The sequence below is a fragment of the Pseudomonas sp. MT3 genome (assembly GCF_054720805.1).
On the sequence record NZ_JBTVPY010000015.1, the window covers coordinates 60,012 to 74,963 of the forward strand.

13 protein-coding genes are annotated in these 14,952 nt (G+C 65.6%); 10 read left to right on the forward strand and 3 right to left on the reverse strand.

Going from position 1 to position 14,952, the window contains the following annotated elements; genetic code table 11:
• Positions 1–60: 60 nt before the first annotated feature.
• The 6 genes from ACYCAX_RS16715 (at position 61) to ACYCAX_RS16740 (ending at position 7,724) form a co-directional block, all read left to right on the forward strand.
• On the forward strand, positions 61–906 hold the full coding sequence (locus tag ACYCAX_RS16715; RefSeq protein WP_015479127.1) for a mechanosensitive ion channel family protein: 846 nt from the start codon (positions 61–63) through the stop codon (positions 904–906).
• A 273-nt stretch (positions 907–1,179) separates the two neighbouring features.
• The gene (pilV, locus tag ACYCAX_RS16720) at positions 1,180–1,755 is read left to right on the forward strand and encodes a type IV pilus modification protein PilV (protein WP_460248416.1); all 576 of its coding nucleotides are present in this window, start codon (positions 1,180–1,182) and stop codon (positions 1,753–1,755) included.
• A 10-nt stretch (positions 1,756–1,765) separates the two neighbouring features.
• Positions 1,766–2,566 (forward strand): PilW family protein, encoded by an 801-nt coding sequence (locus tag ACYCAX_RS16725; protein WP_294980902.1) that lies wholly within the window; start codon positions 1,766–1,768, stop codon positions 2,564–2,566.
• Positions 2,563–3,117: a pilus assembly PilX family protein gene (locus ACYCAX_RS16730; protein WP_460248417.1), complete on the forward strand. Its 555-nt coding sequence runs from the start codon at positions 2,563–2,565 to the stop codon at positions 3,115–3,117. Before ACYCAX_RS16725 ends, ACYCAX_RS16730 begins: the two co-directional genes overlap by 4 nt.
• Positions 3,118–3,132: 15 nt before the next feature.
• Positions 3,133–7,290, forward strand: a complete 4,158-nt coding sequence (locus ACYCAX_RS16735) for a pilus assembly protein (protein WP_460248418.1) — start codon at positions 3,133–3,135, stop codon at positions 7,288–7,290.
• On the forward strand, positions 7,287–7,724 hold the full coding sequence (locus ACYCAX_RS16740; protein ID WP_460248420.1) for a type IV pilin protein: 438 nt from the start codon (positions 7,287–7,289) through the stop codon (positions 7,722–7,724). Before ACYCAX_RS16735 ends, ACYCAX_RS16740 begins: the two co-directional genes overlap by 4 nt.
• 7 nt (positions 7,725–7,731) lie before the next feature.
• Here ACYCAX_RS16740 and ACYCAX_RS16745 read toward each other — a convergent pair whose 3' ends face one another.
• Entirely contained in the window at positions 7,732–8,319 is a 588-nt protein-coding gene (locus ACYCAX_RS16745; RefSeq protein ID WP_015479121.1) for an LOG family protein, read from the reverse strand.
• Positions 8,320–8,689: 370 nt separating this feature from the next.
• Here ACYCAX_RS16745 and azu point away from each other — a divergent pair, with 370 nt between their 5' ends.
• Both azu and trhA read left to right on the forward strand, forming a co-directional pair.
• Positions 8,690–9,136 carry an azurin gene (gene azu, locus ACYCAX_RS16750; RefSeq protein WP_015479120.1) on the forward strand — a complete coding sequence of 149 codons (447 nt, stop codon included), beginning with the start codon at positions 8,690–8,692 and terminating at the stop codon, positions 9,134–9,136.
• A 119-nt stretch (positions 9,137–9,255) separates the two neighbouring features.
• Positions 9,256–9,882: a PAQR family membrane homeostasis protein TrhA gene (gene trhA / locus ACYCAX_RS16755; RefSeq protein ID WP_015479119.1), complete on the forward strand. Its 627-nt coding sequence runs from the start codon at positions 9,256–9,258 to the stop codon at positions 9,880–9,882.
• Positions 9,883–9,921: 39 nt separating this feature from the next.
• Here the strand turns inward: trhA and nadE are convergent, their stop codons facing one another.
• Together nadE and ACYCAX_RS16765 are read right to left on the reverse strand one after the other, a co-directional pair.
• Entirely contained in the window at positions 9,922–10,749 is an 828-nt protein-coding gene (gene nadE / locus ACYCAX_RS16760; RefSeq protein ID WP_015479118.1) for an ammonia-dependent NAD(+) synthetase, read from the reverse strand.
• 98 nt (positions 10,750–10,847) lie between these two features.
• The gene (locus tag ACYCAX_RS16765) at positions 10,848–11,744 is read right to left on the reverse strand and encodes a LysR family transcriptional regulator (protein WP_460248422.1); all 897 of its coding nucleotides are present in this window, start codon (positions 11,742–11,744) and stop codon (positions 10,848–10,850) included.
• A 117-nt stretch (positions 11,745–11,861) separates the two neighbouring features.
• Here ACYCAX_RS16765 and amaB point away from each other — a divergent pair, with 117 nt between their 5' ends.
• Together amaB and amaA are read left to right on the forward strand one after the other, a co-directional pair.
• Positions 11,862–13,352 (forward strand): L-piperidine-6-carboxylate dehydrogenase, encoded by a 1,491-nt coding sequence (gene amaB / locus ACYCAX_RS16770; RefSeq protein WP_460248423.1) that lies wholly within the window; start codon positions 11,862–11,864, stop codon positions 13,350–13,352.
• A 162-nt stretch (positions 13,353–13,514) separates the two neighbouring features.
• Complete coding sequence (amaA, locus tag ACYCAX_RS16775; RefSeq protein ID WP_460248424.1) at positions 13,515–14,798, forward strand: L-pipecolate oxidase; 1,284 nt, start codon at positions 13,515–13,517, stop codon at positions 14,796–14,798.
• Positions 14,799–14,952 lie beyond the last annotated feature (154 nt).

Here is a 14,952-nt window from a genome sequence, read left to right on the forward strand (position 1 = left end):
GCAAATGGCTGGGGCCGTGCTAGTTTTCATCAAGTCCCTTTCTCTCGCAGGTGCGCTTCAATGGAAGATACGAACATCATCAATGTGGGTACGGAGAAGATCAACGCGCTATGGGCAACGGTTTCGCAGTACGCCTTCGCCTTCGGCATGAAGATTCTCGCGGCCATCGCCTTCTGGGTTATCGGTCGCTGGCTGATCGGCCTGGCCGTGAGGATGGTGGAGAAGGCGCTCTCCAGGCAGAGCGTTGACCCCACGGTACTGCGCTACGTCGGTTCCTTCATCACGGTCACCCTGAACATCCTTCTGGTGATCGGCATCCTCGGCTATTTCGGCGTGCAGACCACCAGCATCGCCGCGCTCATCGCCGCCGCGGGCGTCGCCATCGGCATGGCCTGGTCCGGGTTGCTGGCGAACCTCGCGGCAGGCGGCTTCATCATCGTGCTGCGGCCGTTCAAGGTGGGCGACTTCATCACCGCTGGCGGCGTCACCGGCACGGTCAAGGAGATCGGCCTGTTCGTCACCGCCATCAATACCCCGGACAACGTGCTGAGCCTGGTGGGCAACAACAAGATCTTCGGTGACACCATCCAGAACTACAGCCAGAACGATTTCCGCCGCGTGGACCTCAAGGCCCAGTTGTCCGGCGCGGCGGACTACCAGGCGGCAACCGCGGTGCTCAAGCAGCGCATCGCGGCCATCCCCAACGTGCTGAGCGACCCGCCGGTGGATGTGGAAATCCTCGAGTTCAACCTGGTCGGCCCGGTGCTGGCGGTGCGCCCGTACTGCCATAACGACAATTACTGGCAGGTCTACTTCGACACCAATCGCACCATCAAGGACGCCCTGGGCACCGATTTCCCGGCGCCGATGCCGGCACAAACGGTGATCGTGCAGCAGACGCAGTAAGCGTTCGACCCAATCCCTTGCGCCGCCCTCATGGGGCGGTTTTTTATGTCCGGTTCTTTCCCCTCCGTCTTGCTCAACGACATGGCTAATACGGACGCGGTATTCCCATACCGATCCTTCCGTTCGCTGAGATTTGCTTTTCACACCGGGCGGACAAATCACCCTCGAACACCATCCCTGTCTGACTGACCCGGGCAGCTTCGCGGTCGCAGGCTATGCACACCCGGTGATTGGCAATTTCGCCGATTCACCTCTCCCGTGTGAGGCACAGCCATGTTCCTTCCCTGGCATCGCGCAGCTTCCAGCGCTGGTTCGCATGTCGCGCGAGCGGGAGCCGGGAAGCACTCCTTCGGCTTCAGCCTGATCGAGGTGCTGGTGGCGGTGCTGCTGACCTGCGTCGGGCTGTTGGGGATGGTGGCCTTGCAGGGCCGGACGCTGCAGTACGTCCAGGACTCGGCGCAGCGCAACACGGCGGCGGCGCTGGCGAACGACCTGGTGGAGATGATCCGCCTGCGCAGCGGCAGCAAGCCGGTTCCGGCGGGTTACCTCAAGGCGCCCGGTGCGGGTTTCCCGAGTGCGCCCGCCAACTGTGCGGATACGCCCGGCGCTGCCGATCGGCAACTGGCGTGCTGGTCCAGGCGGGCGAGCGCGTTGCTGCCGGGTGCCAGGGAGTTGCTGGTCGACGAGTTTCATATCTGCCGGTCGAGTGGGGAAAACCACTGCGCCGCAGAGGGGAGTGTTCTGGAGATCCAGGTGGCCTGGAAGGTCAGGCCGGGCGAGTGCCTGGACCCGCATGCCGCTGAAGCGGCGGAGACGGTCTGCCGTTACCGATTGCGTACCCAAATCTAGGAGTCGAGGCATGGATGGCCCGCACCATCAGGGTGGATTGTCCCTGGTTGAGTTGATGATCGCGCTCGTGTTGAGCAGCTTTCTGGTTCTGGGGATCACCCAGGTCTATCTGGACAATCGGCACAGCTATCTCTTTCAGCAGGGGCAGTTGCAGAACCAGGAGAACCGGCGCTTCGTCTCGATGTTCCTGCAACAGGAACTCGGCAAGGCCGGTTACAGACGAAGCCCGGCGATACAGGATATGGACGCGGCATTCAGCGAGACGTCCGGCGGTATCGTCAAAGGCTGCAGTTTTTCCCCGGGGCGGGCCGTGCAATACGTGGACAGGTCGGCGATCTGCATTCGCTATCAGCCACGGGACAAGTGGGATCGCGACTGTCTGGGCAATCGGGCGCCCAATCTTGCGGAGCTTGCCGAACCCTATACCAGCACCCGCTTCGTCTTCGTCGAAAAGCTCTACCTGGGCAGCGCCGGTGACTTGCGCTGCGCCAGCGCCCAGGGGGATGAGGCGCTGGTGGACGGGCTGGTCGATCTGGTTTTCCAGGTGGCGGTCGCCAGTGCCGCGCAACCCAGGCAAGTGTCGAGCTATATCAGTAGCGCCCTCGAGGATGGGCAATCCGTGGTCGGGGTGGGTTACAGGGTTTTGCTGCGCAGTAGCGGCAAGGGCCTTCGGGATGCTGTCAGCAAGACAACGGCTGTCGCCGACTGGAAGTTGCTGACCGGGGTGGAGGCCACCGGAGTACCTGGCGATTCCGGCCAGTTGTACCTGGTCGGCCAGGGGACCGTCATGCTGAGGAACCTCATGCCATGAGGCGCGCGCTCTATCGGACTCCCCAGCGTGGAGCCTCGCTGTTCGTCGCACTGATCCTCCTGCTGATCATGACGATGCTTGCCTTGTCCGGCGCCAGGAACGCCGTGATCGAGTCGCGTATCGCCGGCCGCTCCGTCGAGCAGCAGCGGTTGTTCAATGACGCCGAGGCCGGCCTTCGCATGGCCGAGGCACGGGTGGGCTTCTATTCCGCCGCGGCGCTCGCTGCGCTGGCCATGAGTTGCAGCCCGCAACTGTGCATGCCCTACCGCGATGCCGTACGCAGTGGTGGCTATATCGCTCCACGTTTCGGGCAGGGTGATGAGGTCGCCACGTACACGGCCCTTTCCAGCGGCTCGGGCTCTTCCGAGGGACGTCCGGTCAGATGGTACGTGGCGTTGATCGGAGGCGGGGGCGACTGCGTCAGTACGGATTGCACGGCTGGCGGCAAGGGCGGGACCTTCCTGTATGAGGTCAACAGCTGTGCCGGCAATTGCTCTGGCAATGGCAGCCAGAAGCTGCGTTCGGTTTACGCCAAACACCACGATGATTGAGCAGGGAGGCTGCCGATGGATCTTCATCGTAATGGGCTCATGCTGCTGGCCGGACTGCTGGGCCAGGGCGTCGCGGCGGCGTCCCCGACCGTGGAGACGATACCCGCCACGGGGATTGCGCCGGCCCAGACACCGCTGTTCGTGAGCCCGTCCATGCCGCCCCTGAACCTTCTGGTGGTCGGTCTGGATCAGTCGTTGTTTCTTCCGGCCAATCCCGATGCCGTCGATATCCAGGGCAATGGCGTCCCGGCGTTTCACTACGACCCGACAACCGCCCATGACGGCTATTTCGACTCCGGAAAGTGCTATCGATATGCGGCTGCTGAGCAGTTGTTCATGCCGGTCGCGTTCACTGGCGACAAGACGTGCAGGACCCGCTCCGGGCGCTGGAGCGGAGACTTCCTCAATTATCTGACCGCCTCGCGGATCGACACTCTGCGCGCGATTCTCTATGGCGGTTATCGCTCGACGGACACCGAAGAAGAAACGGTGCTGGAGCGTGCGTCGATTCCCCGGAACGCTCTTGCCTGGGGACGGGAATATGCCGGTACGGCGGATGCCGGATTCGATCTGGCGGACTACACCCCCTTCTCTGCTCCCGCTGGGATGAACCGCACGCTGTTCGCCAATACCCCTGCCTACCTGAGCGTTCTGCCCGACGTCGCCAACCTGCATGTCTGGGATTGGCTGAGGCCGAGTGACGGAGACGAGCGGGTAGAGGGCGTGACGCCGGTCGACGTTGTCGTGAGGGTTCGGGTGTGTGTGCCGGGATTGCTCGAAAGCAACTGCAAGCAATATCCGAACAAGCGCTACAAACCGACGGGGTTGTTGCAGGCGTATGGCGAAGATAACCAGATGTATTTTGGTCTGATGGCGGGCTCGGGTACCCGCGACCTGCGCGGCGGCGTGTTGCGCAAGGCCATCGGTTCGTTCGCGGATGAGGTTGACGCGGACACCGGGATCTTCGCCACGAAAGGGACGGATAGGCCGGCCATCATTGCCAGCCTGGACGGCTTGCCTGCCCAGCTATCGGCGCTTTGCGGCGCCACGAACGGCCTGGCCTGCAGGACCGGGGCAAATCCCCTGGGAGCCGTCATGTTCGATGCGCTGCGTTACTTCAGCGGCGCCGGGAGTCCCGCTTCCGTCGATCGTCCCGCGATGGAAGGCGAGGTTTCCAACTGGCGTGATCCCTACGCATCGGACTTCGCCTACCGTTGTTCGAAGCCCCTGCTCACTGTCGTCAGTGAGGCGAGCCCCAGTTACGACTCACAGTTGCCAGGCAGCCCTTTCGGCCCGTCCGGGCAGGCCAGTGGCACCTTGGCAAAGCTGGACGTTTCCGCGTTGGGCACGACCCTCTGGGATCACGAGCTGGGCAGCGGTGCAAAGCGGATCTCCATCGGGGAAGTCAGTGGCGGCGCCACGGATGCCGCACCGACCGCCAAGCTGGCCAGCAGCTTCGGCAGCATTCGCGGGCTGCCTGAAGAGCCGGCGCGGGAAGGAACCTACAACGCCGCCGCCGTCGCCTATTACGGGAACCTGCAACCCATCACCACGACCGGCCTGTCGGTCAGGACATTCGCCGTTGCCCTCTCAACGCCCTCATCCAGCATTCGGATTCCCGTGGGCGACGGCACGGCAATCCTGATTCCCTTCGCCAGGGTCGTATCCCCGGACAAGCCCCCGGCGCCCGCGCAAATGAGCGCATTCTTCGTGCAGTCGATGCACAACATGCCGGGGCAGAAGGTGGCTGCGGAAGTAAATGGCGGGCGTCCGGAGATCGTGCTCCGTGTGGCGTTCGAGGGTGACGACGGCGATGCCAGCCTTCTGTACAGTACCCGGGTGAATGCGGACAACACGCTGAGCGTCACTCTGAAGACCCTGCGCGCCGGCGGGGGCGCGGTATTGCACCTGGGGTACGCGATGGCCGGGACTACGCGGGATGGCCTCTATCTCGAGGTCACCAACGAAAGTGCCGGCACCCTGAGCGATCCGTTCGACACGCCGTCCGGGCGATGGGCGGGCGAGTGCCGGATGTCCGGCAGCACCTGCCCGCCGCTGGAGCCCACTAGCTCCGTCCGCACCTTCATCCCGACTGGGAACAACCCCGTCACCCCGTTGCATGACCCGCTCTGGTACGCCGCCAAGTGGGGTGGATTCGATGCGCAGCGGTCGCCGCTTCCGGTCGATGGCGACTGGGATTCGCACAAGCCAGGCACCCCGGACAGCTACTTCCAGGTGACCGACGCGGCTCATCTGAGGACTCAACTGTCCAGGGGGTTCAGCCCAATCCTGCAACGCCAGATGTCCATCGCCGCTCCCATCGCCCTGCAACAGGCGCTCGGAGGGGACGGTTTCGAGCTGTACACCACGCAGTTGGAAGTGGCGACCTGGGGCGGTGACCTGCTCAAGCGCGTGGCGCCCAGGGCTGGCAGCTCCGCCGCTGCACTGCTCGCATGGAAAGCCAGCGACCGACTGCCACGCTGGAGTGAGCGCCGTATCCTGATGGCCAATGCCAGTGGAACCGGTTTGCAGGATTTCACCTTCGAGAACCTGGCGGGACGCAGTTTCGCCGGGGTGGGGCTGCAGGACCATCTGGACGCCCCCCGCGTGAACTTCCTCAAGGGTGATACCCGTCATGAGGACCGCTATCGCAAGCGCACGACGCTGATTGGCGACATCGTCAACTCGGCCCCTGTGCTGGGGAGCAAGGCGCGCCTGCTGGCGGGCGTTGCCGAGGGCCTGGATGGCGGCAACGGAGAGTATCGGGCATTCGCTGCGGCGCAGGCGCGGCAGGACGACCAGGTCTACGTCGGGGCCAACGACGGCATGCTGCATGCTTTCAACGCCAGGTCCGGGGAGGAAACCTTTGCCTACATTCCTACGCCGGTCATCCCGTATCTCCACCTGCTGGCCGACCGCCGATACGCCAGCGAACCGGGGCGTCACCGCTATTACGTGGACGGCTCGCCGGCCGTCGCCGATGTGTATTTCAGCGGCGCATGGCACAGGGTGCTGATCGGTACGCTGGGGGCGGGAGGGCGTGGTGTCTTTGCGCTGGATATCAGCGATCCCGACGCCACCTCGTTGCTGTGGGAGTTCACCGCGCAGGACGATCCCGAACTGGGTTATGTGCTTTCGGCCCCGGTAATCGCCCGTCTGCACAGCGGCCAATGGGCTGTCCTGCTGGGCAACGGCTATGGCGGGGACGACGGGAAGGCCAGCCTGTTCCTGCTCGATGTGGCCAATGGACGGCTGTTGACCAAGCTCACGACGGCGGAAGGTGGGGCCAATGGCCTTTCGGCGGTCAACGCCGCGGACGTGAATGGCGATGGCATCGCCGACTATGCCTATGCGGGCGACCTGCTGGGCAATCTGTGGCGCTTCGACCTGCTCGATTCGGCGGCCGTTGACGGGCCGACGGCGGCGGTGAGCACTTCCCGTTTCGTCGTCGCCTTCGGCAACCAGCCGCTCTATCACGCAACCGTCAGCGCATCGGACCCGACTGCCCAGGCGATCAGCGCCGCCCCGGCCTTCATGAGGCATCCGTCTGGGCAGGGGCTGATGGTCTACTTCGGCACCGGCCGCTATTTCACCGTCAGCGACAAGGCCTCCCGTACGCTGCAATCGATCTACGGCATCTGGGACCCGCAGGCCGCTGGCAAGACTGCCGAGATGACGCGACATCTCACCCGCGCCGATCTGCGCGTGCAGGCATTCGAGAGCGAGAGCCCGACGGGAACCCGCCAGGTGAGCCAGGGGACCATCGACTGGACGCGCGACTCCGGCTGGGTGCTGGACCTCGAGGTTGGCGACCGCCTGAGGGGCGAGCGGGTCATCACGGCGCCCAGGGTGCGCGGGAACCTGCTTCAGGTCGTGACCGTGACGCCCAATGCCGATCCCTGTTCACCCGGCCTGGAGGGGCATGTCCTGGCGCTGGGCGCGAATGCGGGAGGGGCGACGCCGTTCCCGGTGTTCGACCTGAATGGCGATGGTGAGGTGGACGACCAGGACCGGGTGGACGGTACGGTTCCCAGCAGCGTTCCGCTTGCCGCGGGTGGTGTGACTTTCAGTGGCGATTCGCTGTTCGACGCCAGTGGCGCGCAGCACAGGCTCGCATTCGGCGAACTGAACGGTCGGCAGACCTGGACTGTGATGCCGGAGACCGGGCAATGAAAGGACCACGGGAGGCCGGCGTTACCCTCATCGAACTCATGATCGTGGTGGCTATCGCCGCCATTCTGGCGGCGGTCACCTACCCCGGTTATCGACAGTACATCCTGCGCGCCAATCGCACCGAGGGGCAGGCGCTGCTGCTCGACGCGGCGGCGCGGCAGGAGCGCTACTTCGCCCAGAACAGCCGCTACGTCGTGGCTACCGGCGAACTCGCCAGCCTGGGGTTGCCGCGCGTGGGCGCAAAGGGGGCGGCTTCTCCTGGCGGCTGGTACCTGCTTACCGTCGAGCCGGGGACGGAGGCGGACGGCGGCTATCGGCTCACCGCCACCCCGCAAGGCGCACAGGCACAGGACCTGCATTGCGCTGCGCTGAGCCTGAATACTCTGGGAGAGCAACGCTCGACGGCGGGGGAAACCGCCGATTGCTGGCGCTGAAGCGGGCTCAGGTGGGGTTTCGGTCCACCCATTTGGGCGCCGCCGAGGGCGTCCAGGCTTGCAGGGCGTCGACCAGTTCGGCCGGCGTGCTGGCGCGCTGGAGCATCTCGCGGTGCTGCGGGCGTACGAAGCGCTCCTGCACCAGGTGATCGAGGAAGGTCAGCAGCGGCTCGTAGAAACCGTTCACCTCCAGCAGCCCCAGCGGTTTGCCGTGGTAGCCCAGTTGACCCCAGGTCCAGACCTCGAACAGCTCTTCCAGCGTGCCCAGGCCGCCGGGCAGGGCGATGAAGGCGTCGCTCAGTTCGGCCATGCGTGCCTTGCGCGCGTGCATGCCGTCCACCACTTCCAGGCGCGTCAGGCCCTTGTGGCCGATTTCCGCTTCTTTCAGGCTCTGCGGAATGATGCCGATGACCTCTCCGCCCGCCGCCAGCGCGGCGTCGGCCACCATGCCCATCAGGCCGACCGCGCCGCCGCCATAGACCAGGCGGATGCCACGTTCGGCCAGATGGCGGCCAAGGGCCTCGGCAGCTTCCTGATAGATCGGAGTGGCGCCGGGGCTGGCGCCGCAGAATACGCAGATGGAACGCAAGGCCATGAAAAACTCCCACACTTGTGAAGGTCGTCAGGGTAGCGGCAGATGCGAGAGCGACCAAGACTTGCGCGACGGAATTCAGCCGTGCTGACCGCCGCCACCGGAGGCGGCCAGTGCGTAGCTGACGAGCAGGCTTTGTAACAGGGCGTGAAGTTTCATGGCGCGGATTCCTGTGATGCCGGGGTGTGGCGTCTATGCTAGGCGGGGTGCGCTGATCTGCCTCGTTGATGATATGGATGAGCCTGATAGATATTTAGAGGCTTGCGCCGAGGTCGACGACCTGTATGTCGTTGACCTGAATCAGGGGAACTCGACCGTTCATCGCTCGGTCTCCCCTTCAGGTTTCTCCGCCCAACCTGCCTAGGAGGCTTGTATGTTCCGTAAACTCGCTGCTGTATCCCTGCTCGGCCTGTTCAGTGCTCCGCTGCTGGCCGCCGAATGCTCCGTGGACATCCAGGGCAACGACCAGATGCAGTTCAGCACCAACGCCATCACTGTCGACAAGAGCTGCAAGACCTTCACCGTCAACCTGTCCCACCCCGGCAGCCTGCCGAAGAACGTGATGGGCCATAACTGGGTGCTGACCACCGCCGCCGACATGCAGGGCGTGGTGACCGACGGCATGGCCGCCGGCCTGGACAAGAACTACGTCAAGGATGGCGACACCCGCGTGATCGCCCACACCAAGATCATCGGCTCCGGCGAGAAGGACTCGGTGACTTTCGATGTGTCCAAACTCAAGGCCGGCGATGCGTACGCCTTCTTCTGCTCCTTCCCGGGGCACTCGGCCATGATGAAGGGCACCCTGACCCTCAAGTGATCCCTGCCTGGCTTTAGTACGAAGAGCCGACGATACGAAAAGCCCGACACATGGTCGGGCTTTTTATTTCATGCAACCGGGATAGGGTGTCTCTGGTCGAATCCGCAGCGGGAGACTCCATGTACCACGGTGAACGCTTCAACGCCTGGACCCACCTGATCGGCGCCGTGCTGGCTCTGGTGGGCGGCATCTGGCTGCTGGTTGCCACCAGCCTGCTCGGCGAGCCGCTGCGCATCGTCAGCGTGGCGGTGTATGGCACCACGCTGACCATGCTCTACAGCATCTCCACGCTTTACCACAGCGTGCGTGGGCGGGCGAAGGTGATCCTGCGCAAGCTCGACCACCTGTCCATCTACCTGCTGATCGCCGGCAGCTATACGCCGTTCTGCCTGGTGACGCTCAAGGGCGCCTGGGGCTGGACCCTCTTCGGCATCGTCTGGAGCATGGCGGTGATCGGCATGCTGCAGGAGATCAAGCCGCGCTCCGAGGCGCGGGTGCTGTCGATCATCATCTACGCGGTGATGGGTTGGATCGTGCTGATCGCCGTGGGCCCGTTGTACCGGGCGCTGGGCGGTGCCGGGTTTGCATGGCTGGTCGGCGGCGGCGCCTTCTACACCATCGGCATCATCTTCTTCGCCTATGACAGCCGCTTCCGCCACTGGCATGGCATCTGGCACCTGTTCGTGATCGCCGGCAGCCTGCTGCACTTCATCGCCATCTGGCGCTACGTCATTCCCCAGCATTGAGTCACAACGACGCGGGATTACTCCCGCGTCGGCGCTTGCTTACGGCGCGGTCGGCAACGCGCGCTTGTGGCGGGTCTTCTCGAAGGTGCGGACGATGATGTCGAACGCCTCCTGGCTGACCTCCTGGCCGTGCAGGAAGGCGTCGATTTCCTGGTAGGTCACGCCGTGGGAGTGCTCGTCCGGCTTGCCGGGGGCGAGGTCCTCGAGGTCGGCGGTGGGCACTTTCTCCACCAGGCCTTCCGGCGCACCGAGGGTGCGGGCGATGCTGCGTACCTGGTTCTTCACCAGGCCGGTGAGCGGGGCGAGGTCGCAGGCGCCGTCGCCGAACTTGGTGAAGAAGCCCATCACCGCCTCGGCGGCATGGTCGGTGCCGACCACCAGGCCCTGGCGGGCGTTGGCGATGGTGTACTGGGCGACCATGCGGATGCGCGCCTTGGTGTTGCCCAGGGCGAAGTCGCGGGTGGCTGGGGCCAGGCCTTCCAGCGCCTGGGTTTCGGCTGCCAGCGCCTGCACCGACGGGCCGATGTTCACGGTGTGGCGCTCGTCCGGGGCGATGACGTCCACCGAGTCCTGGGCGTCCTGTTCGTCGCCCTGCACGTTGTAGGGCAGGCGCACGGCGAGGAAGCGGTAGTCCTGGTTGCCGGTCTCGGCGCGCAGGCCTTCCACCGCGCGCTGGCAGAGCATGCCGGCGGTGAGCGAGTCGACGCCGCCGCTGATGCCCAGCACCAGGGTCTTCATCCCCGAGCTCTTCAGGCAGTCCTGGATGAAGCGCACGCGGCGCTGGATTTCCGCCTGGACGTCGTCCGGGCCCTGGAACGGCGGCTGGACATTCAACTCGGTCGCGATGGCTTGCTGGGTGGCTTTCATGGATGTACCTCGATCCGGACAGTGACAGGCCAGCGCCTGTCGGAATGCAGGAAAAATACCAGCGACTGCGGCGCTGGGTCGATGGTCAATTGCGCCAATCAGGGCGCCTGCAGGCGGGCCTGGATCCATTCCACGAAGGCGCGCACCTTGGGGACCGCCGCCGCATGCTCGGGGTAAGCCAGATAATACCCGCTGCGGCTTTCCAGCCCGTGCTCCCAGGCAACCACCAGCTTGCCTTCGGCCAGCTCCTCTTCCACCAGGAAACGCGGCAGCAACGCCACGCCACAGCCGGCCTGGGCGGCGCGGATGCACATGTAGAAGGTGTCGAAGCGCGGGCCGTGGTAGCTGTGCTCGCTGCGCTTGCCCAGGCTCTGGAACCACTCGTGCCAGGCTTCCGGGCGGGTGGCGTTCTGCAGCAGAACCCGTTCGGCCAACTGGGTCGGATCGGCCAGCGGCTGCTCCGGGAGGAGGTCCGGCGAGCACACCGGCACCATTTCCTCGCCGAACAGATGCAGGCATTCGGCGCCGGGCAGGGTGCCGGCGCCGAAGAAGAACGCGATGTCGCAGCGCGATTGCAGCAGGTCGCTCGGCTCCAGCTCCTGGCGCAGGTCCAGGTGGATGTTCGGGTGCAGATGGCGCCAGCCATTGAGCCGCGGGATCAGCCAGCGCGCGCCGAAGGTGGGCGGCGTGGCCACGCGCAGGACTTCGGTTTCCCCGCCGTAGGAGAGCAGGTAGTGAGTGGAAATCTCCACCTGGGTAAGGATCTTGCGCACCTCCAGCAGGTACAGCTCGCCCGCCGGGGTCAGTTGCAGGCGACGCCGCACGCGGCGGAACAGCAGGTGCTGCAGCATTTCCTCCAGCTGCGCCACCTGTTTGCTGACCGCGCTCTGGGTCAGATTCAGCTCTTCCGAGGCGCGGGTGAAGCTCAGGTGCCGGGCTACCGCTTCGAAGCATTGCAGGGCGGTCATGGAGGGCAGATGGCGTTTGCTCAGCATGTTGGTAGTTCATGAATTTACGGAATGATGTGCATAGGAAACGTCGTTTGTTGTGCCTCGGCAAGCCGTTTATTACTGCTGGCATTCCAGATGGTTCTGAACCCCACAGGAGTCCGCATGATTTCCGCACTGCTCGAATCCCTCGGCGTCGACGCCCGCCTGGCTACCGCTGGCGACCAGGTCATCCACTCTCCCATCGACGGCAGCCGCCTGGGCGCGGTGCGCCTGGAAAGTGCCGCCGAGGTGGAGCAGAAGATTGGCCGCGCCGCCCATGCTTTCGACGCCTGGCGCAAGGTGCCGGCGCCGCGTCGCGGCGAGCTGGTGCGGCTGTTCGGCGAGGAGCTGCGGGCGAGCAAGGCGGCCCTTGGCGAACTGGTGTCCTGGGAGGCCGGCAAGATCACCCAGGAAGGCCAGGGCGAGGTGCAGGAGATGATCGACATCTGCGACTTCGCCGTCGGCCTGTCGCGCCAGCTCTATGGCCTGACCATCGCCTCCGAGCGCCCCGGCCACCACATGCGCGAAACCTGGCACCCGCTGGGCGTGGTCGGGGTGATCAGCGCGTTCAACTTCCCGGTCGCGGTGTGGTCGTGGAACACCGCGCTGGCGCTGGTCTGCGGCAACTCGGTGGTGTGGAAACCCTCGGAGAAAACCCCGCTCACCGCGCTGGCCTGCCAGGCGCTGTTCGAGCGTGCGCTGAGCAAGTTCGGCGACGCACCGGCGCATCTCAGCCAGGTGGTGATCGGCGATCGCAGCGCCGGCGAGGCGCTGGTGGACGACGCGCGCGTCGCCCTGGTCAGCGCCACCGGCAGCACCCGCATGGGCCGCGAAGTCGGCCCGCGCGTGGCGGCGCGCTTCGGCCGCAGCATCCTCGAGCTGGGCGGCAACAACGCGATGATCCTGGCGCCCAGCGCCGATCTGGACATGGCCGTGCGCGCCATCCTGTTCAGCGCCGTCGGCACCGCCGGGCAGCGCTGCACCACCCTGCGCCGGCTGATCGCCCACAGGTCGGTGAAGGACGAGATCGTCAGCCGGCTGAAGGCCGCCTATTCCAAGGTGCGCATCGGCCATCCGCTGGAAGGCAACCTGGTCGGTCCGCTGATCGACGAGCGCAGCTTCCTGGCCATGCAGGGCGCGCTGGAGCAGGCGCGCGGCGAGGGCGGCGTGGTGTTCGGCGGCGCGCGGCAGTTGGCCGACAAATTCCCCGAGGCCTATTACGTGTCGCCGGCCATCGCCGAGATGCCGGAGCAGAGCGACGTGGTGCGCCACGAGACTTTCGCGCCGATCCTCTACGTGGTGCCCTACGAGACGTTCGACGAGGCGGTGGCGCTGAACAACGCCGTGCCCCAGGGCCTGTCGTCCTGCATCTTCACCACCGACCTGCGCGAGGCCGAGGCCTTCCTCTCGGCGGTGGGCAGTGATTGCGGCATCGCCAACGTCAACATCGGTCCGAGCGGCGCGGAGATCGGCGGCGCCTTCGGTGGCGAGAAGGAAACCGGCGGCGGTCGCGAGTCCGGCTCCGACGCCTGGAAGGGCTACATGCGCCGGCAGACCAACACCGTGAACTACTCGCGGGAACTGCCGCTGGCCCAGGGCATAGTCTTCGACTGAGGTTGCTCTTCGTAGGAGCGAGCTTGCTCGCGAACGGAGTCCGGTGGGGCTTCAGCGTTATGCGGTTCGCGAGCAAGCTCGCTCCTACAGGAAGCCCCCGGCTCGCAATGGGGGCTTGCAGTACAGAGTCATTCACAAAGGTTCGCGTAGAAGGATCGCTGGATGTCGCTTCGCCAAGAGTGCCTGTGGGAATACCTGACCCCCGAACGCCCGGAAGCTCCGATGTTGCGCGGGGATCGCAAGGTCGACGTGTGTGTCGTCGGCGCGGGCTTCACCGGCCTGTCCGCCGCGTTGCATCTACTGGAGCGGGACCAGAAGGTCTGCGTGCTGGAGGCCCATACCACCGGGTACGGTGGCTCCGGGCGCAACGTCGGGCTGGTCAACGCCGGCCTGTGGATTCCCCCGGACGAGATCGAGGCGGGCATGGGTGTGGAGATCGGGCAGCGGGTCAACCGCATGCTCGGCAATGCCCCTTCGCTGGTGTTCTCGCTGATCGACAAGTATGCCATCGATTGCCAGGCGCGCCGCGAAGGCACGCTGCACATGGCGCACAACGCCCGTGGCCTGGCCGACCTGCGCAGCCGCTGCGAGCAATGGGGCCGTCGCGGCGCCCCCGTCGAACTGCTGACCGGCGCCGAGTGCGAGCAGGCCTGCGGCACCGACAAGATCGCCGGTGCGCTGCTCGACCGCCGCGCCGGTACCCTCAACCCGATGGCCTACGTCAGCGGCCTGGCCCGCGCGGTGGTCGGCCTGGGCGGCGAGCTGTACCACCACTCCCCGGTGGTCGGGCTGGTACGCGTCGGTAACGCCTGGAACGTGATCACCCAGGGTGGCGTGGTGACCGCCGGGCAGGTGGTGATCGCCTCCAGCGCCTACACCGAAGGCGAGTGGACTCAGCTGCGCCGCACCTTCTTCCCCGGTTACTACTACCAGGTCGCCTCACGCCCGCTGGAGGGCGCCGAGGCTGCGCGCATCCTGCCGGGTGGGCAGGGCTCCTGGGACACCCGCCAGGTGCTCAGCAGCATCCGCCGCGATGCCGACGGCCGCCTGCTGCTCGGCAGCCTCGGCAAGGGCACCGGCAAGCCGGCGTGGTTCCTCAAGAGCTGGGCGGACCGCATCCAGCAGCACTACTTCCCGAAGCTGGGCAAGATGGACTGGGAGTTCACCTGGACCGGCTGCATCGACTTCACCCCCGACCACCTCATGCGCCTGTTCGAGCCGGCGCCGGGGCTGGTCGCCATGAGCGGCTACAACGGTCGTGGCGTCACCACCGGCACGGTGGTGGGCAAGGCCTTCGCCGACTTCCTGCTGGGCGGCGACGCCAGCGTGCTGCCGATGCCGCTGCGGCCGATGGAGGAGATTTCGGCCGCTGGCCTGCGTAGTTGCCTGTACGAAACGGGGTTCTCGCTCTACCACGCCGGGCAGTGCCTGCGGGTGGTGATCTGAGCCAGGCGAGGCGTGGGCGGGGCCCTCCCGCCGCGTCTGCCCCGACGCTCGCTGCACTTTGGTCTAGCCTCTTATGGTGCGTTACCCCTGCGGGTCTGCACCGTGGATGTGCAGTTCGGTGACAGCGATGGTTACGGATGGGGTTGCGCCTGTG

What these genes read in the sequence shown, in the direction of transcription:
- azu (WP_015479120.1), top strand. Translation starts at nt 8,690, where the DNA reads ATGTTCCGTAAACTCGCTGCTGTATCCCTGCTCGGCCTGTTCAGTGCT.
- amaA (WP_460248424.1), top strand. Translation starts at nt 13,515, where the DNA reads ATGTCGCTTCGCCAAGAGTGCCTGTGGGAATACCTGACCCCCGAACGC.
- trhA (WP_015479119.1), top strand. Translation starts at nt 9,256, where the DNA reads ATGTACCACGGTGAACGCTTCAACGCCTGGACCCACCTGATCGGCGCC.
- ACYCAX_RS16740 (WP_460248420.1), top strand. Translation starts at nt 7,287, where the DNA reads ATGAAAGGACCACGGGAGGCCGGCGTTACCCTCATCGAACTCATGATC.
- ACYCAX_RS16715 (WP_015479127.1), top strand. Translation starts at nt 61, where the DNA reads ATGGAAGATACGAACATCATCAATGTGGGTACGGAGAAGATCAACGCG.
- nadE (WP_015479118.1), bottom strand. Translation starts at nt 10,749, where the DNA reads ATGAAAGCCACCCAGCAAGCCATCGCGACCGAGTTGAATGTCCAGCCG.
- ACYCAX_RS16735 (WP_460248418.1), top strand. Translation starts at nt 3,133, where the DNA reads ATGGATCTTCATCGTAATGGGCTCATGCTGCTGGCCGGACTGCTGGGC.
- ACYCAX_RS16725 (WP_294980902.1), top strand. Translation starts at nt 1,766, where the DNA reads ATGGATGGCCCGCACCATCAGGGTGGATTGTCCCTGGTTGAGTTGATG.
- ACYCAX_RS16765 (WP_460248422.1), bottom strand. Translation starts at nt 11,744, where the DNA reads ATGCTGAGCAAACGCCATCTGCCCTCCATGACCGCCCTGCAATGCTTC.
- ACYCAX_RS16730 (WP_460248417.1), top strand. Translation starts at nt 2,563, where the DNA reads ATGAGGCGCGCGCTCTATCGGACTCCCCAGCGTGGAGCCTCGCTGTTC.
- ACYCAX_RS16745 (WP_015479121.1), bottom strand. Translation starts at nt 8,319, where the DNA reads ATGGCCTTGCGTTCCATCTGCGTATTCTGCGGCGCCAGCCCCGGCGCC.
- pilV (WP_460248416.1), top strand. Translation starts at nt 1,180, where the DNA reads ATGTTCCTTCCCTGGCATCGCGCAGCTTCCAGCGCTGGTTCGCATGTC.
- amaB (WP_460248423.1), top strand. Translation starts at nt 11,862, where the DNA reads ATGATTTCCGCACTGCTCGAATCCCTCGGCGTCGACGCCCGCCTGGCT.